General features: G+C 68.7%; 23 protein-coding genes. 8 read left to right on the forward strand and 15 right to left on the reverse strand.

Features of this window, described 5'->3' with window-relative positions:
* Positions 1-112 precede the first annotated feature (112 nt).
* The 3 genes from N7I30_RS02900 to N7I30_RS02910 all read right to left on the reverse strand — a co-directional run bounded on the left by N7I30_RS02900 (position 113) and on the right by N7I30_RS02910 (position 2,087).
* Positions 113-988 carry a S49 family peptidase gene (locus N7I30_RS02900; protein ID WP_498636576.1) on the reverse strand — a complete coding sequence of 292 codons (876 nt, stop codon included), beginning with the start codon at positions 986-988 and terminating at the stop codon, positions 113-115.
* An 87-nt stretch (positions 989-1,075) separates the two neighbouring features.
* On the reverse strand, positions 1,076-1,837 hold the full coding sequence (locus N7I30_RS02905; protein WP_498636578.1) for a methyltransferase: 762 nt from the start codon (positions 1,835-1,837) through the stop codon (positions 1,076-1,078).
* A 31-nt stretch (positions 1,838-1,868) separates the two neighbouring features.
* Complete coding sequence (locus N7I30_RS02910; protein WP_024349950.1) at positions 1,869-2,087, reverse strand: putative signal transducing protein; 219 nt, start codon at positions 2,085-2,087, stop codon at positions 1,869-1,871.
* 294 nt (positions 2,088-2,381) lie between these two features.
* On the opposite strand from N7I30_RS02910, the gene N7I30_RS02915 reads away from it, so the two are divergent.
* The 4 genes from N7I30_RS02915 (at position 2,382) to moaB (ending at position 6,848) form a co-directional block, all read left to right on the forward strand.
* Complete coding sequence (locus tag N7I30_RS02915; RefSeq protein ID WP_188077959.1) at positions 2,382-3,341, forward strand: polyprenyl synthetase family protein; 960 nt, start codon at positions 2,382-2,384, stop codon at positions 3,339-3,341.
* A 206-nt stretch (positions 3,342-3,547) separates the two neighbouring features.
* Positions 3,548-5,365 (forward strand): tetratricopeptide repeat protein, encoded by a 1,818-nt coding sequence (locus N7I30_RS02920; protein ID WP_035694659.1) that lies wholly within the window; start codon positions 3,548-3,550, stop codon positions 5,363-5,365.
* On the forward strand, positions 5,362-6,306 hold the full coding sequence (locus N7I30_RS02925) for a 4-(cytidine 5'-diphospho)-2-C-methyl-D-erythritol kinase (protein WP_498636581.1): 945 nt from the start codon (positions 5,362-5,364) through the stop codon (positions 6,304-6,306). The genes N7I30_RS02920 and N7I30_RS02925 overlap by 4 nt, the downstream gene beginning before the upstream one ends.
* Entirely contained in the window at positions 6,303-6,848 is a 546-nt protein-coding gene (gene moaB, locus N7I30_RS02930; protein WP_498636583.1) for a molybdenum cofactor biosynthesis protein B, read from the forward strand. The genes N7I30_RS02925 and moaB overlap by 4 nt, the downstream gene beginning before the upstream one ends.
* A gap of 9 nt (positions 6,849-6,857) precedes the next feature.
* Here moaB and N7I30_RS02935 read toward each other — a convergent pair whose 3' ends face one another.
* Positions 6,858-7,394: a glycosyl transferase family 2 gene (locus N7I30_RS02935; RefSeq protein ID WP_475361653.1), complete on the reverse strand. Its 537-nt coding sequence runs from the start codon at positions 7,392-7,394 to the stop codon at positions 6,858-6,860.
* A 125-nt stretch (positions 7,395-7,519) separates the two neighbouring features.
* Between N7I30_RS02935 and N7I30_RS02940 the strand changes: the two genes are divergently transcribed.
* The gene (locus N7I30_RS02940; RefSeq protein WP_024349944.1) at positions 7,520-8,677 is read left to right on the forward strand and encodes a PA0069 family radical SAM protein; all 1,158 of its coding nucleotides are present in this window, start codon (positions 7,520-7,522) and stop codon (positions 8,675-8,677) included.
* Between the two features lie 95 nt (positions 8,678-8,772).
* Positions 8,773-9,480 carry a ribonuclease HII gene (gene rnhB, locus N7I30_RS02945; RefSeq protein ID WP_230784889.1) on the forward strand — a complete coding sequence of 236 codons (708 nt, stop codon included), beginning with the start codon at positions 8,773-8,775 and terminating at the stop codon, positions 9,478-9,480.
* Between the two features lie 117 nt (positions 9,481-9,597).
* Here rnhB and N7I30_RS02950 read toward each other — a convergent pair whose 3' ends face one another.
* The 6 genes from N7I30_RS02950 to N7I30_RS02975 form a co-directional block, all read right to left on the reverse strand.
* A complete protein-coding gene (locus tag N7I30_RS02950) occupies positions 9,598-10,077 on the reverse strand; it encodes a F0F1 ATP synthase subunit B (protein ID WP_228240105.1) in 480 nt (159 codons plus the stop codon).
* Between the two features lie 10 nt (positions 10,078-10,087).
* Complete coding sequence (locus N7I30_RS02955; RefSeq protein ID WP_024349942.1) at positions 10,088-10,690, reverse strand: F0F1 ATP synthase subunit B; 603 nt, start codon at positions 10,688-10,690, stop codon at positions 10,088-10,090.
* A 74-nt stretch (positions 10,691-10,764) separates the two neighbouring features.
* Positions 10,765-10,992 carry a F0F1 ATP synthase subunit C gene (locus N7I30_RS02960; RefSeq protein WP_024349941.1) on the reverse strand — a complete coding sequence of 76 codons (228 nt, stop codon included), beginning with the start codon at positions 10,990-10,992 and terminating at the stop codon, positions 10,765-10,767.
* A gap of 81 nt (positions 10,993-11,073) precedes the next feature.
* Positions 11,074-11,838, reverse strand: a complete 765-nt coding sequence (locus tag N7I30_RS02965; protein ID WP_370192807.1) for a F0F1 ATP synthase subunit A — start codon at positions 11,836-11,838, stop codon at positions 11,074-11,076.
* A 133-nt stretch (positions 11,839-11,971) separates the two neighbouring features.
* Positions 11,972-12,364, reverse strand: a complete 393-nt coding sequence (locus N7I30_RS02970) for an AtpZ/AtpI family protein (protein WP_498636588.1) — start codon at positions 12,362-12,364, stop codon at positions 11,972-11,974.
* Between the two features lie 42 nt (positions 12,365-12,406).
* Positions 12,407-13,456: a TerC/Alx family metal homeostasis membrane protein gene (locus N7I30_RS02975; protein WP_228240104.1), complete on the reverse strand. Its 1,050-nt coding sequence runs from the start codon at positions 13,454-13,456 to the stop codon at positions 12,407-12,409.
* A 366-nt stretch (positions 13,457-13,822) separates the two neighbouring features.
* Between N7I30_RS02975 and N7I30_RS02980 the strand changes: the two genes are divergently transcribed.
* Positions 13,823-16,318, forward strand: a complete 2,496-nt coding sequence (locus N7I30_RS02980) for a heavy metal translocating P-type ATPase (protein WP_498636590.1) — start codon at positions 13,823-13,825, stop codon at positions 16,316-16,318.
* A 60-nt stretch (positions 16,319-16,378) separates the two neighbouring features.
* On the opposite strand, the gene mmsB is transcribed toward N7I30_RS02980, so the two are convergent.
* Genes mmsB through N7I30_RS02995 form a run of 3 tightly spaced genes read right to left on the reverse strand, consistent with a single transcriptional unit; the run spans position 16,379 to position 19,460 of the window.
* Entirely contained in the window at positions 16,379-17,242 is an 864-nt protein-coding gene (gene mmsB, locus N7I30_RS02985) for a 3-hydroxyisobutyrate dehydrogenase (protein WP_498636593.1), read from the reverse strand.
* Positions 17,239-18,321, reverse strand: coding sequence for an enoyl-CoA hydratase/isomerase family protein (locus N7I30_RS02990; RefSeq protein ID WP_498636595.1), 1,083 nt, complete (start codon positions 18,319-18,321; stop codon positions 17,239-17,241). The genes mmsB and N7I30_RS02990 overlap by 4 nt, the downstream gene beginning before the upstream one ends.
* Positions 18,318-19,460, reverse strand: coding sequence for an acyl-CoA dehydrogenase family protein (locus N7I30_RS02995; protein WP_277024883.1), 1,143 nt, complete (start codon positions 19,458-19,460; stop codon positions 18,318-18,320). Before N7I30_RS02995 ends, N7I30_RS02990 begins: the two co-directional genes overlap by 4 nt.
* Before the next feature lie 301 nt (positions 19,461-19,761).
* Here N7I30_RS02995 and N7I30_RS03000 point away from each other — a divergent pair, with 301 nt between their 5' ends.
* Positions 19,762-19,977 carry a hypothetical protein gene (locus N7I30_RS03000; RefSeq protein ID WP_187391351.1) on the forward strand — a complete coding sequence of 72 codons (216 nt, stop codon included), beginning with the start codon at positions 19,762-19,764 and terminating at the stop codon, positions 19,975-19,977.
* Between the two features lie 151 nt (positions 19,978-20,128).
* On the opposite strand, the gene N7I30_RS03005 is transcribed toward N7I30_RS03000, so the two are convergent.
* Complete coding sequence (locus N7I30_RS03005; RefSeq protein ID WP_498636598.1) at positions 20,129-21,139, reverse strand: aldo/keto reductase; 1,011 nt, start codon at positions 21,137-21,139, stop codon at positions 20,129-20,131.
* Positions 21,140-21,216: 77 nt separating this feature from the next.
* Positions 21,217-22,401 carry a CaiB/BaiF CoA transferase family protein gene (locus N7I30_RS03010; RefSeq protein WP_498636600.1) on the reverse strand — a complete coding sequence of 395 codons (1,185 nt, stop codon included), beginning with the start codon at positions 22,399-22,401 and terminating at the stop codon, positions 21,217-21,219.
* Between the last annotated feature and the right edge of the window lie 332 nt (positions 22,402-22,733).

Genomic DNA, 22,733 nt, shown 5'->3' on the forward strand with positions numbered 1-22,733 from the left:
ATGCGCCGTGGCCACGACCTTGGCAACCAAAAGCGGCAGGATCACAGCGGCCCGCCCTTCACATTCGCGGCGAGGCGGCCGTGATCGTCAGGCCGCGCCGCCCGGTGCCTGTTCACAGGCCGAAACGGGCCCAGAGCGCCCGCTCCTCGGCGACGCCCATCACCTCGCGGGCAAAGCCGGCGCCGATCCCGGCCATCCCGTCGCCCGCCGCCATGCCGGCGTGAACGCCCGGCTGCGGGCGCCCGAACAGGGTGCGCTTGGCCTGCACCAGTTCCAGCTTCACCTTCTTGCCGAAGCGGGCCCGCAGCGTGCCGCGCAGATCGCCCAGCCGGTCGACGAGGCCGAGTTCGAGGCCGCGCAGGCCGGACCAGAACAGGCCGGTGAAGAGGTCGTCGTGATCGGCGAGCTTGGCGCCGCGACTGTCCTTGACCAGGTCGATGAAGGTCTTGTGCACCTCCAGCTGCAGCGTCTTCAGATGCTCGACATCCTCCGGCCGCTCAGGCTGGAACGGATCGAGGGTCGCCTTGTTGCTGCCTGCGGTGTGGACGCGGCGCTCGATGCCCAGCTTGGCGATCGCCTCGACGAAACCGAACGAGCCGGAGACGACGCCGATCGAGCCGACGATGGAGGACGGGTAGGCGATGATCTCGTCGCCGGCGCAGGCGATCATGTAGCCGCCGGAGGCCGCGACGTCCTCGACGAAGACCAGCACCTGCTTGTCCTTCTCCTCGGCCAGATCGCGGATGCGCTGGTAGATCAGCCGCGACTGGACAGGCGATCCGCCGGGCGAATTGATGACGATCGCCACCGCCGGCGCCTTCTTATGAGCGAAGGCCTTGGCCAGCAGCGGCGCGGCCGAGGCCAGCGACAGGGACGGCCGCAGCGCCGTGCCGCCCGAGGAGATCATGCCGCTGAGCCGCACCACGGGAATGACCGTGTGATCCGGGCGCAGGCGGGCGGGAACGAGTTTGGTCAGACGGTTCGCCAAGAGGATGGGCCTTTGTCGCAGAACAGGATGCCCTTCATGTAAGCGTCCCGCACCGCTTCGCAACGCAAGGCTGCGGCGTGGTCGCGCCTAGCAGCTGAGATCGGCGGTCCCCTCCGCCACCGCCGTCGCGAACTCGGTCAGCGTGCCGTCCGGCCGGTGCAGGATGCGCCCCGGCAGGAGGCTCAGCGGCGCCCGCGATCCCTTGCGGCCGAGCACCAGCAGGCGCGGCGCCGGCGCGTCGGCGCGCGCATGGATCGCCAGGAGCCGCAGCGCCCCGATCCGCCCGTCGCAGGCCGCCAGCAGCGTCGGCAGCGCGTCGGTCCGCACGATGGTGGCGAAGCATCCGCCATGGGAAAGCAGCGCGGCACAGGCGCGCACCCAGCGGGCGAGGAAGTCGCCGTCCGCCGCGCTCATCGCCGCGGCGCGCAGCGGATCGGGCGAGATCCGGTGGTCGTGCGGATGGTAGGGCGGATTGGTCAGGACATGGCCGAAGGTGCCGTCGCCGAGCCCCGCCGCCGCGCGCGCCGTACCGCCGGCGAGGATGTCGGCCTCGACGAGCCGCAGGCGTCCGGCCAGTTCGGAATTGGCCGGCAGGTCCAGTCCGCGCCGGGCGAGATCGGCCATGACCGGGCTGTTTTCCACCAGCGTGACCTCGACGGAGGCGTTGCGGCAGGCCGCCGCCAGCCCGACGGCGCCGGCCCCCGCGCCGATGTCGGCAAGGCGCCCCGTCGCCGTCGCCGGCAGGGTCGCGGCCAGCAGCAGCGCGTCGAGGCCGGAGCGATAGCCGCGGCCCTGCGGCTGCATGAGGGCGAAGCGGCCGCCATAGAAGCGGTCGCAGCGGGTCGCCATGTCGGCCCCGCAGGACGCGGGTGATTGCGGCTCAGGAGAGTTCATGACCGAGGTCGGCATCCTTGAGGATGCGGCGGGCCTGATCCATGCGATCGGTGTCCACCAGCACGCGCCGCGGCAGGACGCCGATCGATCCATCGAGGATACTCATATGGACATCTGCGAGGAAATGCGGAATGTCCGCATCCTTCAGCAGTGCATCGACGAAGGACAGCAGCACCGCATCGTTGGACCGCATGAGTTCCTGCATGAATGGCTCCGCGAATCTTGACGACCGAAGCCGACGAACGGGACGGCCGATGACGACCGCAACGCCCCTTAAGTGCCTGAAGAGCGCCGACCATAGCAAGCGCTCGAACCGCGAAGCCGCCGCGCCGCAGGCGACGCACCGTCGCGCGGCCTTTATAACCGCGATCGGGACGCCATCTGTGCCCTCGACAAGCCGCCTCGCCCGTGCGAGCGCAGCGACGCAAACCCACGGAGTAGCATTGTGAGCCTGGCCAGCCCCGTCGAGCGGACCGACAGCCGCGCCTCGATCGAGCCGATGATCGCGGTCACGGCGCCGGACATGGCTCGCGTCAACGACCTGATCCTCGCCATGGCCGGATCGAATGTCGAGCTGATCCCGGAAATCGCCGAGCATCTGATCTCGTCGGGCGGCAAGCGGCTGCGGCCGATGCTGACCATCGCGTCCGCCCTGGCGCATGATTATCGCGGCGACGCCCATGTAAAGCTCGCGGCCAGCGTCGAGTTCATGCACACGGCGACGCTGCTGCACGACGACGTGGTCGACGAAAGCGACCTGCGGCGCGGCAAGAAGACGGCACGCACCATCTGGGGCAACCAGGCCAGCGTGCTGGTCGGCGACTTCCTGCTCGGCCAGGCCTTCAAGACCATGGTCGAGGTCGGCTCGCTGACCGCCCTCGACATCCTGTCCACCGCCTCCTCGGTCATCGCCGAGGGCGAGGTCTGGCAGTTGTCGGCCGCCAAGCACATGACCACCAGCGAGGCGGACTATCTCGCCGTGATCGACGCCAAGACGGCGGCGCTGTTCGCGGCGGCCGCCGAAGTTGGCCCGGTGATCGCCGGCGCCGGCGAGGCCGAACGCACCGCCATGCGCGACTATGGCCGCAGCCTCGGCCTCGCCTTCCAGCTCGTCGACGACGTGCTCGACTATGGCGGCACCGCCGCCGCGCTCGGCAAGAACACCGGCGACGATTTCCGCGAAGGCAAGATCACCCTGCCCGTCATCCTCGCCTATCAGGCCGGCGACGATACGGAGAAGGCGTTCTGGCGCGAGGCGATGGAGGGCGGCCGCAACGACGACGAGGCGCTGGCCCGCGCCACCGCGCTGATCCACCAGCACGGGGCGCTCGAAGAGACCGTCCAGCGTGCCCGCCAGTATGGCGAGGCCGCCTATGCCGCCGCCAGCGGCCTGCCGCAGAGCCCCAGCCGCGACGCGATGCTGGGTGTCGTGGAATTCTGCATCGACCGGGTGAGCTGACCCATCGTCGCATGGGCGAGACTCCCGCCGCGGGTCGCATTCCCGACAATCTCTGCGTCCAGAACGGCCGGGACTTGCATTGCCGTGTGGCTTGGCTTCACCTCGGCGAATCGGCCAGACAGGTGACCGGCATCACATTCGACCACGAAACGCGGCGTTCGATCGTCTGCGGGCGTGCCCCGGGAAGAGGATTTCACGTGCACAGAATGCGGCTTCTGAGACTTCTCACCGTCACGCTTCTGGCCGGCGCCACCGCGGCGCCTGCCCTGGCTGCGGCGGATACGGCAGCGAGCGAACCGGCCCCGATCACCGCCCAGTCCCTGTCCGGCGCCTATCTGGCCGCCAAATCCGCCCAGATCGGCGGCGACATGGCGACGGCCAGCGATCTCTTCGTCCAGGCCCTGTCGATGGACCCGACCTCGCAGCTCCTCCAGCAGGACGCGATGTTCGCCTTCCTCGCCGATGGCCGCTTCAAGGACGCCGTCGACATCGCATCGAAGCTGCGTGACGTGCCCGAGGCCGGCAAGGTCGCGCGGATCGCGCTGGGCGTCGACGCCCTGTCGAAGGGCGCCTTCGACGCCGCGATCGCCGAATTCGACGTGGTCGATCCCAGCGACCTCGACGCGCTGCTGCTCGGCGAGCTGATGGCCTGGGCCGATGTCGGCGCGGGTCGCGTCGACGAGGCGCTGCTGCGCATCGACAATCTGCAGGGCGCGCCCTGGTTCGCGGTCTTCAACGCCTATCAGAAGGGCCTGATCGCGGTCGTCGCCGGGCGCGACGACGTCGCCCGCCGCGCGCTGCATCTCGTCGTCGACGACCAGAACAACGCCCGCACCTCGCCCGACGCCTATCTCGGCGCCGCCGAGGCGCTGGCGCGCCTGGAAGTGCGCGACGGCAAGACGGACGCCGCGCTGGCGGCGCTCCAGACCGGCCTCGACCTCGTGCCGACCTACGATCCGCTGCTGCATCTGAAGGGCCGCATCGAGAAGGGCGAGACCATCGAACCGGCCGTGGCCAGCGTGCAGGAGGGTGCGGCCGAAACGCTGTACATTCTCGGCCAGGCGATCAATCGCGGCGACGGCCAGCAGGTCGCGCTCCTGTATTTCCAGATGGCGCGGGCGCTGGCGCCCCGGAACCCGTCGCTGCTCACCGCGCTCGGCGGCATTGCCGAACGCTCGGAGCGGCTGGAACAGGCAATCGCCTTCTACCGCGAGATCCCGGAGAACTCCGCCTATCGCCGCACGGCCGAGCTGCAGATCGGTCTCGACCTCTGGTATTCGGACCAGAAGGAGGAGGCCAAGGCGCATCTGGAGCGCGCCGTGCGCAGCTATCCGGAGGACCCGAAGGCCCACACCGCGCTGGCCGACGTGCTCGCCGCCGACAAGGACTACGCTCCGGCCGCCAAGGCGCTGGACACGGCGATCGAACTGACCGAGGCGACCGGCGAAGCCAGCTGGAACCTCTATTACCAGCGCGGCATCGCCTTCGAGCGGACCGACCAGTGGGACAAGGCGGAGAAGGACTTCCGCAAGGCGCTGGAACTGTCGCCCGACCAGCCGCAGGTGCTGAACTATCTCGGCTATTCCTGGGTCGACAAGAACGAGAACCTCCAGGAAGGTCTCGACATGATCCGCAAGGCGGTCGAGCTGCGGCCGAATGACGGCTACATCATCGATTCCCTCGGCTGGGCCTATTACCGCCTCGGCCGCTACGACGAGGCCGTCGAGCAGCTCGAGCGCGCCGTCCTGATCACGCCGATGGACCCGACCATCAACGATCATCTCGGCGACGCCTACTGGCATGTCGGCCGCAACCGCGAGGCCCGCTTCCAGTGGGAGCGCGCCCTGATCGGTCAGCCCGAGCCGGAAGAGGACGTCAAGGCGACGATCCGGGCCAAGATCGAGGACGGCCTGACAGCGGCCAACGAGCGGGCCGAGGCCGAGGATGGCGACGACACCCGCAAGGCCGCGGCCGCCGAGGCCCCGGCACCGACGGGCGACGCGCCCGCCACCAAGGTCGAGTGAGCGACAGACCTGCGGACATGGCGTTCACGCTGGCGGAGCCGCTGCGTCTGACGGCGCCGGCGAAGGTCAATCTGGCCCTGCATGTCGTCGGGCGGCGCCCTGACGGCTACCATCGCCTGGAAAGCCTGATCGCCTTTGCCGGCGATGCCGGCGACGTCCTGACGGTCGCCGCAGCACCCGAGGGTGCCGACGGCCTCGTCATGGCCGGGCCGTTCGGTCCGGGCCTGCCGACCGATGCGGACAATATTCTCCACCGCACCATCGCCGTCGCCCGGCAGGTGCTGGCCGATGCCGGCCTGCGGCTGCCGCCCCTGTCCGTCACGCTGGACAAGCGCCTGCCCGTGGCGGCCGGGATCGGCGGCGGCTCGGCCGATGCGGCGGCGCTCCTGCGGATGATCGGCGACGCGGTGCCCGCCGTCCGCGACGCCCTGCTCGCTGAAGCCACCACGCTCGGCGCGGACGTTCCCATGTGCGTTGCGGGCCGTGCCGCGCGCGTCTCCGGCATCGGCGAGGAGATTCAGCCCCTCGCGCATCTGCCGGCCCTGCACATGCTGCTGGTCAATCCGGGCGTGCCGGTCTCGACGCCCGCGGTCTTTGCCGCGCTCGAACAGCGCGACAACGCGCCGTTGCCGCCGGTCCCGGCCAAGGGGTTCGCGACTGCCGCCGAACTGGTCGCCTGGCTTCACGCCACCCGCAACGATCTCGCCGCACCGGCGGAAGGGCTCGCACCGCAGATCGTCTCCGTGCGCGATGCGCTGGCTGGCGAAGGCGCGCTGATCGCCCGCATGTCCGGCTCGGGCGCGACCGTCTACGGATTGTTCGAGGACGACGCCGAGCTTGCCCGCGCCCGCGGCCGGATCGCCGCGTCCCATCCCGAATGGTGGCTGTCCGGTGCCGAGCACCGTGCCGCCCCCGCAGACATGCCAAGGGAGGCCCCATGAGCGACGAACGCTCCTTCATCGCGCTGTCCATCGCGATCCTCACCGTCTCCGACACCCGCAGCCTCGACGAGGACCGCTCCGGCTCGCTGCTGGTGGAACGGCTGACCGAGGCCGGCCACACAGTCGCCGACCGGCAGATCGTCACCGACGACGTGCCGGCGATCCAGGAGGTCGTCCAGGGCTGGTGCAAGCGCGACGACGTGGATGTGGTGATCACCACCGGCGGCACCGGCTTCACCGGCCGCGACGTGACGCCCGAGGCGCTGGAGGCGCTGTTCGAAAAGCGCATGGACGGCTTCTCGGCGGTCTTCCACCGCATCTCCTACGACAAGATCGGCGTCTCGACGATCCAGTCGCGGGCGACGGGCGGCGTCATCGATGCCACCTTCGTCTTCGCCCTGCCCGGCTCGCCCGGCGCCTGCCGCGATGCCTGGGATCATATTCTCAAGGCGCAGCTCGACTACCGCCACAAGCCCTGCAATTTCGTCGAGATCATGCCGCGTCTGGACGAGCATCTGCGCCGCGGCGGCCGGACCGCCTGAGCCGCACGGTCAGCTCGCGGGCCGGCCCCGTACCGCCGGTCGGATGAAGGCCCGCATCCGGGTCACCGCGACGCCCTTGGCGACCTCCTCGAGGCTGAAGGCGAGCTTCGACAGGCCGATCGCCTGGCGCTTCTGGACCAGGAACCCTTCGGCCATCGCCGTGCGGATCTGGCGCAGCCTCGCAAAGAAGCCGGGCTGGTCGTTCGGCGCCCGGCGGAAGCGTGCCGCCTGCGTCTTCGCTCGTCCCGCGCCCACCATGTCGGCATGCTCGACCACGGCCTCCATCCAGCCGGGCAGAAGCCGCGCGCCCGGCTCCAGGAGGAGCAGCCAGTCGCCGCGCGCCGTCTCGATGGCGTCGCGGAAATCCTCCGCCGCGACGATCCGGCATCCGGCATGGTCGGAGACCTTGCGGGCATTTTCTCCCATGCCGCGATCGACCAGCACGACCTCGCGCACCAGCCCCTCAACGGCGCCAGGTATCAACGGCGCGAGGGTCGCCGCCAGCCAGTGATCCTCGGGTCCACAGTCGATGAAAACGCTCAGCATCCCTTTCGTCTAGCCGAGCCCATCGGCCCTGACCAGATCGGAACGTTTTTGTTCTTGTCTTGTTCTCTTAACGGGTTTAGGACGTCAGTCACAGAACGCAGCCGGAACATGGGGAGAGCAACGTCATGCAGGACATCGCCAAGGCCGATCAGGCCGCCTTCTCCGCGCCGGACGGCGTCGACATCGCGAACCACATCATCGGCGAGGCCGGGCTACGCATCGGCTTCGAGCGGCGGCGCGGACGGGGCGCCGGGCTCAACCCGAGCGGGCGCTTCGAGCCGTTCAAGCGGCAGGCCGTCGACGATGGCTGGAACACGCTGGACGAGTTGCCGGCCTTCAAGACCGACGTGCAGGTCGAAAAGCCCAAGACCATCATCAGCCGCAACACCTCGCCGGACATCTCCTTCGACCGCTCGATCAATCCGTATCGCGGCTGCGAGCATGGCTGCGTCTACTGCTTCGCCCGGCCGTCCCACGCCTATATGGGCCTGTCCGCAGGCCTCGATTTCGAATCCAAGCTGTTCGCCAAGCCGAACGCCGCCGAACTCCTGGAACGCGAATTGTCCAAGCCCGGCTACCAGGTGAAGTCGATCGCCATCGGCACCAATACCGATCCCTACCAGCCGATCGAGAAGAGCTGGCGGGTCATGCGCGAGATCCTCGAGGTGCTGGAGGCTGCCAACCATCCGGTCGGCATCGTCACCAAGTCAGCGCTGGTCCTGCGCGACATCGACATCCTGTCGCGCATGGCCGCCAAGGGGCTGGCCAAGGTGGCGCTGTCGGTGACCACCCTCGACCGGACGCTGGCGCGGGCGATGGAGCCGCGTGCCGCGACCCCGACCAAGCGGCTGGAGGCTGTCAAGGCGCTCAGCGAGGCCGGCGTGCCGACCATGGTGATGACCGCGCCGATCATTCCCGGCCTTACCGATTCGGAGATCGAGCGGCTCCTGGAAGCGGCGCAGACCGCCGGCGCGAGGGAGGTCGGCTACGTCCTCCTGCGCATGCCGCTGGAAGTCTCGCCGCTGTTCAAGGACTGGCTGCTGCGCCACTACCCGAACCGCTACCGGCATGTCCTGTCGCTGCTGCGATCGATGCGCGACGGCAAGGATTACGATGCCGAATGGGGCAAGCGGATGCGCGGCACCGGGCCCTATGCCTTCCAGATCCGCCGGCGCTTCGAGATGGCGGCGCGCCGGCTCGGCCTGAACGAGAGCCGCACGCAGTTGCGCTGCGATCTGTTCACCCCGCCGCGCGGCGCAGGCGTCCAGCTCGCTCTGCTCTGACGCCAGGGATACCCCATCGTCCGGCCTCCCCCTCGGCCGGATGGTCTCGCCGGTTTGCCACCCCGAACACGGCGAGGCTTGTGGAGAATCGGAGAATGCGCGAGTCTCGCCGCAACATGGCTCGCCGTTCCTCCGATTCTCCCGTTCGCGCAAAGAAACCCGCGCGCCGTCCCGCCGTCGCGGCCGGGCCCGACTTTTCGCGCGAGGCCGGGCTCCTGGCCGACGGCAAGCGCTTCGTCGCCGGCATCGACGAGGCCGGGCGCGGGCCCTTGGCCGGGCCGGTGGTCACCGCCGCGGTGATCTTTCCCACCCGCGACTTTCCCGACGGACTGAACGATTCCAAGAAGCTGACCGCCGAGGACCGCGAGCGGCTGTTCGCCGAGATCGTCGCCAAGGGCTGGGTCGGGATAGCCTCGGCCAGCGCCGACGAGATCGACCGCTTCAACATCCGCGGCGCCACCCTCCTCGCCATGCGGCGGGCGCTGCATGCCTTGCCGGAAGCCCCCTGCCATGTCCTCGTCGACGGGCGCGACGTGCCCCCGGCGCTGCGCTGTGCCGGCACGGCGGTCATCTCCGGCGACGCCCTCAGCCTCAGCATCGCGGCCGCCTCGATCGTTGCCAAGGTGACGCGCGACCGGATCATGGCGCGCGCCTGCCGGGCCTATGAGGGTTACGGCTTTTCCCGCCATATGGGCTACGGCACGCCCGAGCATCTTGGCGCCATCGCCCGGCTCGGCCCGACGCCGATCCACCGGATGAGCTTCAGCCCGCTGCGCCGCGACCTGCTCGACGCCGCCGAATAAACCGGACGCCCGCTCCGCCCAGCCTTCCCACGACCGCACAACGAAAAAGGGCCGCCAATGGCAGCCCTTTGAACGTTCCGTCGCGATGCTGGTCCCGGAGCGGGACCGGCGCCGGGCTCAGTTGAGCCGGCTGCGAACCTCGGCGATGGAGGATTCGGTGAACTGGCCGGCATTGCCGCCCGAATTGCGGTCGGCGATGATCTTGGCGGCGGCAGCCACCGCCACGTCGATCGCCGTCGCGCGGACTTCGGCGATGGCGTCGGTCTCGGCCTGCGAGATCTTCGTCTCGGCCATGGCCGTGCGACGCTCGACATATTCCTCGTTCTTGCGGCGCGTGTCGGCGAGCATCAGCTCGGCCTCGCGCTTGGCGGCGGCGACGATTTCCTTCGCCTCCTCCTCGGCTTCCTGGCGGCGGCGCTGATACTCGGCCAGCTGCTGCTTGGCCTCTTCCTTCAGCTCGCGTGCTTCCTCGATCTCGTTGCGGATCCGGTCGGCCCGCTGGTCGAGCGTGGCACCGACCTTGGCCGGCGCCTTCAAATACCAGACGATGGCCAGGAAGATGATGAGGGCGGCAAAGGCCCAGAATGAGTTGTCCATGGTCGGCTCCTCAGCTGCGAACGGCGGTCACGGCGCTGGCGACCTCCTCGCGGGAGACCTCCAGGCGAATGACGTCGCGCAGAATGGCGTCGGCGGTGGTCTCGGCGATCTGGCCGACATCCTTCATCGCCTCGTCGCGGACGGCGGCGATGCGCAGCTGCGCGGCTTCCAGCTTCTCGTCGAGCTCTGCGTCGAGGCGCTGGCGCTCGGCCTCGGCGTCGCTGCGCGCCGCTTCACGGGCGTCGTGGCCGATCTTGTGGGCGCGGTCTCGGGCCTCGGCGAGCTCCTGCTCGTAGGCGGCCTTGGCCTCGTCCGAATCGGACTTCATCCGCTCGGCGGCTTCCAGATCGAGGGCGATCCGGTCGCGGCGGTTTTCGAGCGTTCCGGCGATCCGCGGCAGGATCACCTTCTTCAGAACCAGGTAGAAGATTCCGAAGGTAATCGCGAGCCAGAGGATCTGCGACGGGAAATATTCGGCATTGAAAGGCGGGAAGCCGCCATGCTCGCCTTCTACATGGATCGTTTCGCCATGCATCTCGGCGGTGTCGCTCGCAGGCGGCAGTTCCACGGCATCGAGCGAATCGGCCTGTGCGAAGGCTTGGGTGACGAACATCGAGGGCTCCCGGCATAGGGGACCGGCGACAGAAGCTGCCGCCGGCCGGTCTTCTTACCTGCGCTGGACGCCGATTAGACGGCGAAGAGCAGCAGCAGGGCGATGAGCAGCGAGAAGATGCCCAGGGCTTCCGTGACGGCGAAGCCGAAGATCAGGCGGCCGAACTGGCCGTCGGCAGCCGACGGGTTGCGCAGCGCGCCGGCGAGGTAGTTCGCGAACATGTTGCCCAGACCGAGGGCGGTCATGCCCATACCGAAACAGGCGAGGCCGGCACCGATGAACTTTGCTGCTTCCGCTTCCATGTCGAAACTCCTTTTGAAACTGTTCGATTGCGGGTGGTTGCGGCGGCTTCCACGCCGCCCCGTTGTATCCTGGAACTTGTCTTAGTGGCCTGGATGGATCGCGTCGTTGAGATACATGCAGGTCAGAACCGCAAAGACGTAGGCCTGCAGTGCGGCGACCAGGAATTCGAGTGCCGTCAAAGCGACGGTCATGAGCAGCGGAAGGATCGCACCGGCAATCCCGAGCGCACCGAAGGCGCTCAGCGACACCACGAAGCCGGCGAAGACCTTCAGCGTGATGTGGCCCGCCAGCATGTTGGCGAAGAGACGAACCGAGAGCGACACCGGCCGCGACAGGAACGAAACCACCTCGATTACCACGACGAGCGGCAGCACGGCGGCCGGCACGCCCTCGGGCACGAAGAGTTTGAAGAAGTGCAGGCCGTGCTTCATCAGGCCGTAGACCACCACGACGCCCATCACCAGGAGGGCCAGCGCGAAGGTCACGATCAGATGGCTGGTCACCGTGAAGAAATACGGGACCATGCCGAGAAGGTTGGCGACCAGGATGAACATGAACAGCGAGAAGACGAACGGGAAGAACCGCATGCCGCCGGAGCCCGCCGCGTCGCGCAGCATGTTGGCAACGAACTCGTAGGAGAGCTCGCTCACCGACTGCATGCGGCTCGGCACGAGGCCGCGCCCGCGGGTCGAATAGTACAGGAAGGCGGTCGCCACAGCGACCGTCACCACCATGAACAGGGCGGAGTTCGTGAACGAGAAGTCCAACCCGCCGATCTCGATCGGAACGATGTTGGAAATCTGGAACTGGTGGATTGGATCTGTCGGGTTCGTCGCCAAACTCACTGGTCCTTCGTCATCTCGTGGCAGGCCCTGGCGCGGGCCGTCCTGCCCATAGCGTCCCGGACTGCGCTTCGCAACACCCCGTTGTCAGATTGACCACTGCAAACGCACGCGGAACGAGCGCGAAGGGGCCGGTTCAGGCCGGGCCGCGGCCATGGGGCGGCGTTGTGCCCGAAACGCCACGGATCACATTGAGCACGCCGGCGGCGAATCCGATCATCAGGAAGACGATCAGGCCGAACGGCGTCGTGCCGGCCAGCTGGTCGATCAGATAGCCGATGCCGACGCCCACGAGGATGCCCGCGACGAACTCGCTGGCGATCTTGAGCCCCTGGGCGACGCCCTGCATGCCGCTGGTGCGGTCGGCGGGCTCGTCGCGCAGCTGCGGCATGCGCTGGCGCTGCTCGGCAAGACGCCGGGCCAGCGCCGCGCTGCGGGCGTCGAGATCGCCCTCGCCGGGACCGGCTGCGACCGCAGGCCGCGCCGCGTCGGCCGGCTCGGCGGCCTCGCCGTGTTTCGGATCATCCATCGGACGCCGTTCCCTTCTTCGAGCCGCGGCGGACGGGCAAGCTCAATGCTCCTCGCCCGGCCGGTCGGCCGCCCGGTTGGCGACCATGCCCGAGCGTATCAGGCTGGCCACGGTCGTGACCACGAGAATCCCGACGATGACCGCCAGCGAGAAGCTGGTCGAGATATGCGGCAGGCCCTCGATGGGCTGGCCGTCATTGATGAAGCCCAGCGTATTGGCCTCCATCGCATGGACGATCAGCTTGGCGCCGATGAAGCCGAGGACGAGCGCCAGTCCGAAGCCGAGATAGACCAGCCGGTCGAGCAGTCCGCCCAGCAGGAAATACAGCTGCAGCAGCCCCAGAAGCGCGAAGGCATTGGCCGTGAAGACGATGTATGGCGCGTCGGTCAGGCCGTAGATCGCCGGGATCGAATCGAGGGCGAAGAGCAGGTCGGTCATGCCGAGGGCGACGATGACGACGAACATCGGGGTGAAATAGCGCAGGCCGTCGCGGCGAATCGTCAGCGCACCGCCGGCGAACTCCGTTGTGGTGCGCACATTGCGCTGGAACCACTTCACCACCGCGTTGGGCTCGTATTCCTCGTCGGTGCTGTGGCTGTGGGAGAAGCTCTCCACCGCCAGCTTGTACGCCGTCCACAGGAGGAAGGCGCCGAACAGGTAGAACACCCAGGAGAAGCGCTCGATCGCGGCCGCGCCGACGGCGATGAAGATGCCGCGCATGATCAGCGCCAGGACGATGCCGATCAGCAGCGCCTTCTGCTGGTGCACCCGCGGCACCGCGAAGCTCTTCATGATGATGACGAAGACGAAAAGATTGTCGACCGACAGGCTCTTCTCGGTGATGAAGCCGGCGAAGAACTCGACCCCGTGGGTCTTGTCCCAGAAATACCAGACGCCGAAGCCGAAGAGGATTGCCAGCACGATGTAGAAGACCGACCAGGCCGCCGCTTCCTTGAAGCTCGGCTCGTGCGCCTTGCGGACGTGGGAGAGGAAATCGAAGATGAACAGGCCGGCGATGCCGCCGATCGTCGCCGCCCAGATCCAGAACGGTATTTCCTCGGCCACCATGCCGCCAATCGCAGTCGAATCCACCAGAATGTTCCTATCCGGGCGTCGGGTGTCCCGGTCTCGAATTGTCTTTCGCCAACGTCGTCCGCCGGCGTGGGCAAGCTGCCGGTGGCGTTGCGGCGGGCGGCAGACATGCGTCACCGCTCGCGCGGCGAGCACCGTGCGTCGCCGCTAGGTGGGTAAGCGGCCGCGCCGTTCAAAGACCGTCGCGCAGAAATATCGCGTGCCGGAACAGGCGACCCGACGCCCATGGGGATCGGGAGGCGCCGACGCTGGCGGCGGGACGCGACTTCGATCGGTCGCCCGCCGCCCTTGACCTTCCAGTGGCTGGAATCTCCATCTTGCGGCAATCCGCCTGCGGGCGGCCATCCTTTCGCAGCGAGCGCTCCCATGTCCGAGACCAGCACCGCCTGTCATCACCCGCATCACGATCACGGCCACAGCCATCGCGACGACGGCGGGGCCGTCACCCGCGATCCGGTCTGCGGCATGCTGGTCGATCCCGAGGCCGGCAAGCCGAAGGCGGAGCATGACGGCCGCACGGTGCATTTCTGCTCGCAGGGATGCCACGACCGATTCGTCGCCGCGCCGCAGGATTACCTGACGGCGAAGGACCCGGTCTGCGGCATGAGCGTCGAACGCATCGATGCCCGCCACATGGCCAAGCATGGCGGCGAGCGGTTCTATTTCTGCTCGGCTGGCTGCAAGACGCGCTTCGAGGCCGATCCCGATGCCTTTCTCGGCGACCGCCCGGCCCCCGAACCAATGCCGGAGGGCACGCAGTACACCTGCCCGATGCATCCGGAGATCGTCCAGGACCATCCCGGCGACTGCCCGAAATGCGGCATGGCGCTGGAGCCGATGGGCGTGCCGACCGGCGAGGAAGGCCCCAATCCGGAACTGATCGACTTCACCCGCCGGCTTTGGGTCAGCGCGCTCTGCACCATCCCGCTGTTCATCATCTCAATGGGGCCGATGGTCGGTCTGCCGATCCGCGACTGGATCGGCGAGGAGCTAGCGGTCTGGCTGGAATTCGCGCTGGCGACGCCGGTGGTGCTGTGGGCGGCCCTGCCCTTCTTCAAGCGGGGCTGGGCGTCGATCGTCAACCGCTCGCCCAACATGTGGACGCTGATCGCCATCGGCGTCGGCGCGGCCTATGGCTACAGCGTGGTGGCGACCCTCCTGCCCGGCCTGTTCCCCGCATCCTTCCGCCAGGACGGCGTCGTGCCGGTCTATTTCGAGGCCTCGGCGGTGATCGTCGCGCTGATCTTCGTCGGCCAGGTGCTGGAGCTGAAGGCGCGCGAGCGCACCGGCTCGGCGATCCGCGCGCTGATGGACCTGGCGCCGAAGACCGCCCGCCGCATTGCGACCGACGGAACCGAGGACGACGTGCCGCTCGATGCCCTGGCGTCCGGCGACCGCCTGCGGGTGCGACCCGGCGAGAGCGTGCCGGTGGACGGCACGCTGGTCGAGGGCCGCTCCTCGGTGGACGAATCGATGATCACCGGCGAGCCGGTGCCGGTCGAAAAGAACCCCGGCGACACGGTCACCGGCGGCACGCTCAACCGCAATGGCGGCTTCGTCATGGAGGCCGAGGCGGTCGGCGCCGACACCACCCTGTCGCGCATCGTCGAGATGGTCGCCAAGGCGCAGCGCTCGCGCGCCCCGATCCAGGGGCTGGCCGACCGGGTCGCGGGCTATTTCGTCCCCGCCGTGGTGCTGTCGGCGATCGTCGCCTTCGTCGTCTGGGCGCTGGTCGGGCCGCAGCCGGCCATGGTGCACGGGCTGGTCGCCGCCGTCTCGGTGCTGATCATCGCCTGCCCCTGCGCACTGGGGCTCGCGACGCCGATGTCGATCATGACGGCCACCGGGCGCGGCGCCTCGGCCGGCGTCCTCATCAAGGACGCCGAAGCGCTGGAGCGCTTCGCCAAGGTCGATACGCTGGTGGTCGACAAGACCGGCACGCTGACCGAGGGCCGGCCGCAACTGACCGACGTGGTCGTGCTTGAGGGCGACGAGACGGCGTTTCTCTCGGCCGCGGCCAGCCTCGAGCGCGGCTCGGAACATCCGCTGGCCGAGGCGATCGTCGCCGGGGCGCAGCAACGCGGTGCCGAACTGTCGGAGGCCACCGGCTTCGACGCGGTCACCGGCAAGGGCGTGCGGGGCGAGGTACGCGGCTCGGCCGTCGTTCTCGGCAACCGGGCGATGCTCGCCGCCGAGGGCATCGATGCCGCCGCCCTCGACGCCGACGCCCGGACCCTGGAGTCCGACGGCAAGACGGTGATGTTCGTCGCCATCGACGGCCGGGCGGCGGGGCTCATCGCGGTCTCCGACCCGATCAAGCCGACGACGGAGGCTGCCATCCGCGCCCTGCACGAGAGCGGCATGCGGATCGTCATGGCGACCGGCGACAATGAGCGCACGGCCAAGGCCGTCGCGTCGGCGCTCGGCATCGACGAGGTGCGGGCCGGCCTGTCGCCGCAGGACAAGCAGGCGCTGGTGGAGGAGCTGCGCAATGGCGGTGCGAAGGTCGCGGTCGCCGGCGACGGCGTCAACGACGCACCGGCGCTGGCGGCGGCCGATGTCGGCATCGCCATGGGCACCGGCGCGGACGTCGCCGTGGAAAGCGCCGGCATGACGCTGGTGAAGGGCGATCTCAACGGCATCGTGCGGGCGCGGCATCTTGCCCGCGCCACGATCCGCAACATCAAGCAGAACCTGTTCTTCGCCTTCGTCTACAACACCGTCGGCGTGCCGGTCGCCGCCGGCGTTCTCTATCCGGTCTTCGGCGTCCTACTGTCACCGATGCTCGCGGCGGCGGCGATGAGCCTCTCCTCCGTCTCGGTGATCGGCAACGCGCTGAGGCTGCGCACGCTCAAGCTGTGACGCCGGCCTGAGGTCAAAGCGCGCGGCAGGCCTGACCGACGGGCCTGCCGCGCCGCCGCGCTACTGCTTCGCCAGTTTGTCGAGGATCGCCGAAAAGTCGCGGCCCTTGCCGCCGCCGGACTCCACGAAGGCCGCGTAGATGTCGCGGGCGTGGCGGCCGAGTTCGGTGGTCGCGCCGGCGGTCTCCGCGGCGGTCTGCGAGAGGTTGAGGTCCTTCAGCATCAGATCGGCGGCAAAGCCCGGCTTGTAGTCGTTGTCGGCCGGGCTCTTCGGGCCAATGCCCGGCGCCGGGCAATAGGTGTTGATCGACCAGCAGGAGCCCGACGAGGTCGAGGCCACGTCGAACATCGCCTGGCGGTCGAGGCCGAGCTTGTCGGCGAGGTGAAACGCCTCGCAGACGCCGATCATCGAGATGCCGAGGATCATGTTGTTGCAGATCTTCGCCGCCTGGCCGGCACCGGCCTCGCCGCAATGCACCGCCTTCTGGCCCATGATGTCGAAGAGTGGCTTGCCCTTGGCGAAGGCTTCGTCGCTGCCGCCGACCATGAAGGTCAGCGTGCCCGCCGCCGCGCCACCGGTGCCGCCGGAGACCGGCGCGTCCAGCGACAGGAGGCCCGCCTCGCGCGCCATGTCGTGGGCGGCGCGGGCGCTGTCCACATCCACCGTCGAGCAGTCGATCAGCAATGCCCCGGCTTCGGCCTGTCGCACGATGTCGGCATGGACGGCGCGCACGATGTCGCCATTCGGCAGCATGGTGATCACCGCCTCCATGCCGGTGACGGCCTCGGCAAGCGTTGCGGCGGGGGTAACGCCCTCGGCGGTCACGCCGGCCGCGTCGTAGCCGCTCACCGCATGGCCGGCCTTCGCCAGATTGGCCGCCATCGGCGCGCCCATATTGCCGAGACCGACGAAACCGATCTTCATGGCCGTTCCTCCCCTGCCTGTTGGTCGAATGTCAGTTCCTGTTCGCCCAGCGGCGCCAGCATCGCGGCGACCCGCTCCTTCGGCAGGTCCTCGATCCGCGACGGCGACCATTTCGGCGCGCGGTCCTTGTCGATGACCGCGGCGCGAATGCCCTCCAGCAATTCGCCCTCGTCGATCGAGCGGTAGGTGAAGCGGTATTCGTTGCGCAACGCCGCCTCGATGGTCGGCTCGGCGCGCGCCGCCCGCACCAGTTCCAGCGTCGCGCCGACCGAGATCGGCGAGCCCTTGCGCATCAGCGCGGCCGTGCGCTGCGCCCATTCCCCGCCGTCGAGGGCGAGGCGCTGCAGGATGTCGGCCGCATCGACGCCAGAGAACGCCGCGTCGATCGCCTCGGTCTGCTCGGCCAGCGTTGAGGGGGGCGGCGCGTCGGCAAAGCGCGCGATCACCTGCGGATCGCCGCTCTCGACCAGCGCCGCGGTCAGCCCGGCCAGATCGTCGGAGCGGATGCAGGTGTCGGCAAAGCCGGCGGCGATCGCCTCGCCCGGCCCCATGCGGAAACCGGTCAGCGCCAGATATTCGCCGAGCCGGCCGGGTGCGTTGGCGAGGATCAGCGTCGCGCCGACATCGGGCACGAGGCCGATGGCGCATTCGGGCATGGCGACCATCGAGCGCTCGGTGACGACCCTGTGGCTTGTATGGCCGCCGAGGCCGACGCCGCCGCCCATGACGATGCCGTCCATCAGCGCCACGACCGGCTTGGGATAGCGGGCGATCTTGGCGTTCAGCCGGTATTCCTCGGCCCAGAAGCGGCGGGCCGCCGACAGGTCCCCGGCGCGGCTGTCGTGATAGATCTTCTGGATGTCGCCGCCGGCGCAGAAGGCCCGGTCGCCGGCCGCGTCCATGATCACGAGGTCGATCGCCGGGTCCGTGGCCCAGCCGTCCATCGCCGCCTCGATCGCCAGCGACATGGCGTGGGACAAGGCGTTCAGGGATTTCGGCCGGTTGAGGGTGATGCGCCCCGCCCGCCCCTCGGCGCGGATCAGGACGTTGTCATTGGCTGCGTTGGTCTCGATGCTCATGAATGCTCCGCCAGGAGTGCGCGTGCGGTGATCATCCGCATGATCTCGTTGGTGCCTTCCAGGATCTGGTGGACCCGGAGATCGCGCACGATCTTTTCGATGCCGTAATCGGCGAGGTAGCCGTAGCCGCCATGCAGCTGCAGGGCCATGTTGGCGACGTTGAAGCTGGTGTCGGTGACGAAGCGCTTGGCCATGGCGCAATGCTTGGTCGCGTCGGGCGCCTTGGTGTCGAGCTTCCACGCCGCCTGGCGCAGGAAGATGCGCGCCGCCTGCAGCTCGGTCTCCATGTCGGCCAGCCGGAACTGCAGCGCCTGGAATTCGGTGAGGCTTTTCCCGAAGGCCTGGCGGTCCTGCATGTAGGCGACAGACTTGTCGAGCGCCGCCTGGGCCGCGCCCAGCGCGCAGGCCGAGATGTTCAGCCGGCCGCCGTCGAGGCCCATCATGGCATAGGCAAAGCCCTTGCCTTCCTCGCCGAGGAGATTGCCGCCGGGCACGCTGCAGCCGTCGAGGCGCACCTCGGCGGTCGGCTGGGCGACCCAGCCCATCTTCTTCTCCAGCGCGCCGAAGGACAGGCCCTCGGTACCGTTCTCCACGAGAATGGCGGAAATGCCCTTCGGGCCCGCATCGCCCGTGCGCGCCATCACGACATAGAGGTCCGAGAAACCGGCGCCGGAAATGAAGCTCTTGGTGCCGTTGAGGACGTAGCCATTGCCGTCCGGCTTCGCGCTGGTGCGCAGTGCGGCGGCGTCGGAGCCCGAGCCCGGCTCGGTCAGGCAGTAGCTCGCGACCTTGTCCATCGACGCGAGCTTGGGCAGCCATTCGGCCCGCTGCTCCTCGCTGCCGAAGCTGTCGATCATCCAGGCGACCATGTTGTGGATCGACAGGAAGGCCGAGACCGACGGGTCGCCATAGGACAGGGCCTCGAAGATCAGCGCCGCGTCGAGCCGCGACAGGCCGGAGCCGTAGTCGTCGCGCACATAGATCGCCGCCATGCCGAGCCCGGCCAGTTCGGTCAGCACCTCGCGCGGCAGCGCCTTCTCGTCTTCCCAGCGGGCCGCATGGGGCGCCATCTTCTCGGTGGCGAAATCCCGCGCCATGGTGAAGATCTGGCTCTGCTCGTCGGTGAGCGCAAAATCCAAGACGATTCCTCCCGAAATCCCGGCCCGTGGCCGTCGGCCGCCTTACGGCGGACTCCTCCCCAACTGGTCTAGAAGCCTGCCCGACGCGCATCAAGCGCCGAAATGGCCGGCTGGCGTCGCGGCGCGGCGTGCCGGCTGGCGCATGCGACCGCGCCGGTCAGTCGATGGTTGCGTATAGCAACGACCCCGTCATCCGAAACAAATAACTGCCGCTTATGAACTATAGGAATGGCGCTGATGGAATTGACTCCGGTCGATCTTCGTGGGCCAAATAGAAATGTCCCAGTCGGAGGTAACTCGGATGACCGCCCAGGAATTTGGTGCGTGGCTGGACCATATGTGGTTCTCCCACGACGATGCCGCGTCACGCCTCGGCCTTCCTGCCGAACAGATCGCCGCTTTCGAACGTGAGGGGGCGCCGGGCACCGTCGGCCTTGCCTGTGCGGCGATCGCGACGGGCCTGGCGGCATGGCAGCCGCCACGCCGCGGCGGCCGGCAGAGCCAGCAGGCCGCCTGACCCCTCCCTCTTCCCGCATCGATCGCGGCCTCGCCGCGCCCTGCCCCGTCCGCGCTCCCGTTGCCATCAGCCGGCCCGCCGGACTGCCGTGCCCGGCGCAGGGTGACAGCGGCGATGCCCGGCAGGGCACCCGCCGCCGACAGCCTTGCCGCTAGAAGCGCAGCACGCGGCCGCGATACGGATAGCGCGGATCGCTGTGGCCGACGACTGGCGTATGGCCCGACGCACAGAGCCCGCTGAGAAACGCCTCGTCCTCCGCGTCGTAGCGGGCGCCCACCACGCCGAGATAGCCGTCGAGCTGCGCGAGGCTGCGCGGCCCCATCAGGATGCTGGAGACGGCGGCATTCGCCAGGAGCCAGTTCAGCGCCATGGCGCCCGGATCGCGGCCGGACTGCTCGGCATAGTCGGCCGCCTTGTTGGCCGCCTCGATCGTGCCGGGCAGGAACTCCGCCTCCAGCATGCGCTTGTCGCCGCGCGCGGCGCGGGAATCGTCCGGCACGCCGCCGCGATACTTGCCGGTCAGGATGCCGCGACCGAGCGGCGAATAGGGCACGACGCCGATGCCGAAATGGTGGCAGGCGGGCAGATAGTCCGGCTCCGCCGTGCGGTTGAGCATGTGGTAGTAGGGCTGCGCCACGACCGGCCGCGCCACCCCCAGCCTGTCGGCGATGCGGACCATGTCGGCGATCTTCCAGCCGCGGAAGTTGGAAAAGCCCCAGTGGCGGATGGTGCCCTTGGCGATCAGCTCGCCCAGCGCACCGATCACCTCGTCCAGCGGCGTCGTCTCGTCGTCGAGATGCAGGTAGTAGAGGTCGATCGTCTCGGTCTGCAGCCGCTCACGCGACATCTCCGCGGCCCGGGCGATCCATGCGGGCGACAGGCCGCCCGATCCCTCGACATCGGTGACCGGGTTGCCGACCTTGGTCGCCAGCACGCAATCGGCGCGGCGCTCCTTCAGGAGCCGGCCCAGCATCGCCTCGGACTTGCCGCCGGTATAGGAATCGGCGGTGTCGATGAAATTGCCGCCGGCCTCGAAGTAACGGTCCAGCATCCGCGCCGCCTCGGCCTCGTCGGTCCGGTCGGCGAACATCATCGTGCCGAGACAGAGGCGCGCCACCTCCGGTCCGCCGCTGAACAGGGGAATTGTCGGGATCGTCGTCATGGCATGGTCCTCCAGAGTTGTTCGATCGGGCGAGCGTGCGCCGGCCGGCGACCAGCGACCGCCTCGGCAGCCGGCGTTCAGACGACGCCGTCCGCCCGCAATTGTGCGATGTCGGCGGCATCATAGCCGGCTTCCGCCAGCACCGCCTCGGTGTCCTGCCCGAGATCGGGCGCCGAATGGCGCACCTGCGAGGGCGTCTTGGCGAATTTCATCGGGAAGCCGGTCATCCGCACGGTGCCGTGGCCGGGATGGGGAACGTCGAGAACCATCTCCTGCGCGGCGACCTGCGGATCCTCGAACACCTCGCCAAGGGTCTGGACCCGGCCGCAGGGCACGCCCGCCGCATTGAGCCTCTCGATCCAGACATCCTGGGTCTCGTGGCACATGGCAGCGTCGATCAGGGCGTTCAGCGTCGCGCGGTTGGCCACCCGGTCGGCATTGGTGGCGAAGCGCGGCTCGTCGAGAAGGCCGATCAGCCCGATCGCCTCCAGAAAGCGGCGGAGGGTCGGGGCGGTCGAGGGCGCCACCGCGACATGGCCATCGGCGGCGCGGAACAGCCCGTAGGGCGAGGCGATGGGATGGTCGTTGCCGGTCGCCGGCGGCGTCTTGCCGGTCGCAAGCTGCGCGGCCGAGAGATAGGCCAGCATCGACATCATGCCGCCCATCATCGAGGCCTCGACCGCCTGCCCCTCGCCGTCGCGATCGCGCACCCGCAGCGCCGCGACGATGGCGAAGGCCGTGTAGAGCCCGGCGATCAGGTCGGTCAGCGGCGGCGCGGCGCGCATCGGCCCGCTCTCCTGCGAGCCGTTCACCGACATGAAGCCCGACATCGCCTGGGTGATGAAGTCGAAGGCCGGGCGGTCGCGATAGGGGCCGGTGGAGCCGTAGCCATTGACCGATCCGACGACGAGCCGCGGATTGATGGCGTCGAGGGTCTCCCGGTCGAAGCCCATCGCGGCCAGGACGCCGGGCCGGTAGTTTTCCACCAGCACGTCGGCGTCGGCGAGAAGCCGGCGCAGCACCGCCTTGCCGGCGTCGCTCTTCAGGTCGAGCGTCAGGGAGCGCTTGTTGCGGTTGAAGCCGGCAAAGTACCAGGACATGCCGTCGACGATCGCCCCGAGGCCGCGCACATGATCGCCCTGCCCCGGCGCCTCGACCTTGATCACGTCGGCACCGAGGTCGCCGAGCAGCATCGAGCAGAACGGGCCGGACAGGATGCGCGTCAGGTCGACGACGCGGATACCGGCGAGTGGCTGGTCCATACGGGTCAACGCCTCGCCGTGGCGACGGCGATCCGGCGTCCCGCGCGCATTGGCATCGGCAGCACGTTGCGTGCGTCGGCCATCGCCCCCTCCCATTTGTTTCGCTGGCATTACGGTTCCCATACGCGACGGGCCCGCCGAAAGTAAATTTCGAAATCCCATGCTGCATTGCAGCACGGCTTTCTTCCGCGTTGCAGCACAAGTGAGCATCGCGCCAGCCTTGACCGCCCGAATGCTTCGGTGTCATCCACTAGGGAAGGCACACGGGAGAATGCCGCTGTCGGCACGATCTCCCACGGCCGACAAAATGGCGGGGACGCAAGAACTGCCGC

Origin of the sequence: Aurantimonas litoralis (assembly GCF_026153195.1) — a bacterium.
In the GTDB taxonomy this organism is placed as follows: Bacteria; Pseudomonadota; Alphaproteobacteria; order Rhizobiales; family Rhizobiaceae; genus Aurantimonas; species Aurantimonas coralicida.

What these genes read in the sequence shown, in the direction of transcription:
- mmsB (WP_498636593.1), bottom strand. Translation starts at nt 17,242, where the DNA reads ATGAAGATCGGTTTCGTCGGTCTCGGCAATATGGGCGCGCCGATGGCG.
- N7I30_RS02915 (WP_188077959.1), top strand. Translation starts at nt 2,382, where the DNA reads ATGATCGCGGTCACGGCGCCGGACATGGCTCGCGTCAACGACCTGATC.
- N7I30_RS02960 (WP_024349941.1), bottom strand. Translation starts at nt 10,992, where the DNA reads ATGGAAGCGGAAGCAGCAAAGTTCATCGGTGCCGGCCTCGCCTGTTTC.
- rnhB (WP_230784889.1), top strand. Translation starts at nt 8,773, where the DNA reads ATGCGCGAGTCTCGCCGCAACATGGCTCGCCGTTCCTCCGATTCTCCC.
- N7I30_RS03000 (WP_187391351.1), top strand. Translation starts at nt 19,762, where the DNA reads ATGACCGCCCAGGAATTTGGTGCGTGGCTGGACCATATGTGGTTCTCC.
- N7I30_RS03005 (WP_498636598.1), bottom strand. Translation starts at nt 21,139, where the DNA reads ATGACGACGATCCCGACAATTCCCCTGTTCAGCGGCGGACCGGAGGTG.
- N7I30_RS02990 (WP_498636595.1), bottom strand. Translation starts at nt 18,321, where the DNA reads ATGAGCATCGAGACCAACGCAGCCAATGACAACGTCCTGATCCGCGCC.
- N7I30_RS02955 (WP_024349942.1), bottom strand. Translation starts at nt 10,690, where the DNA reads ATGTTCGTCACCCAAGCCTTCGCACAGGCCGATTCGCTCGATGCCGTG.
- N7I30_RS02950 (WP_228240105.1), bottom strand. Translation starts at nt 10,077, where the DNA reads ATGGACAACTCATTCTGGGCCTTTGCCGCCCTCATCATCTTCCTGGCC.
- N7I30_RS02920 (WP_035694659.1), top strand. Translation starts at nt 3,548, where the DNA reads ATGCGGCTTCTGAGACTTCTCACCGTCACGCTTCTGGCCGGCGCCACC.
- N7I30_RS02935 (WP_475361653.1), bottom strand. Translation starts at nt 7,394, where the DNA reads ATGCTGAGCGTTTTCATCGACTGTGGACCCGAGGATCACTGGCTGGCG.
- N7I30_RS02910 (WP_024349950.1), bottom strand. Translation starts at nt 2,087, where the DNA reads ATGCAGGAACTCATGCGGTCCAACGATGCGGTGCTGCTGTCCTTCGTC.
- N7I30_RS02980 (WP_498636590.1), top strand. Translation starts at nt 13,823, where the DNA reads ATGTCCGAGACCAGCACCGCCTGTCATCACCCGCATCACGATCACGGC.
- N7I30_RS02905 (WP_498636578.1), bottom strand. Translation starts at nt 1,837, where the DNA reads ATGGCGACCCGCTGCGACCGCTTCTATGGCGGCCGCTTCGCCCTCATG.
- N7I30_RS02940 (WP_024349944.1), top strand. Translation starts at nt 7,520, where the DNA reads ATGCAGGACATCGCCAAGGCCGATCAGGCCGCCTTCTCCGCGCCGGAC.
- N7I30_RS02970 (WP_498636588.1), bottom strand. Translation starts at nt 12,364, where the DNA reads ATGGATGATCCGAAACACGGCGAGGCCGCCGAGCCGGCCGACGCGGCG.
- N7I30_RS03010 (WP_498636600.1), bottom strand. Translation starts at nt 22,401, where the DNA reads ATGGACCAGCCACTCGCCGGTATCCGCGTCGTCGACCTGACGCGCATC.
- moaB (WP_498636583.1), top strand. Translation starts at nt 6,303, where the DNA reads ATGAGCGACGAACGCTCCTTCATCGCGCTGTCCATCGCGATCCTCACC.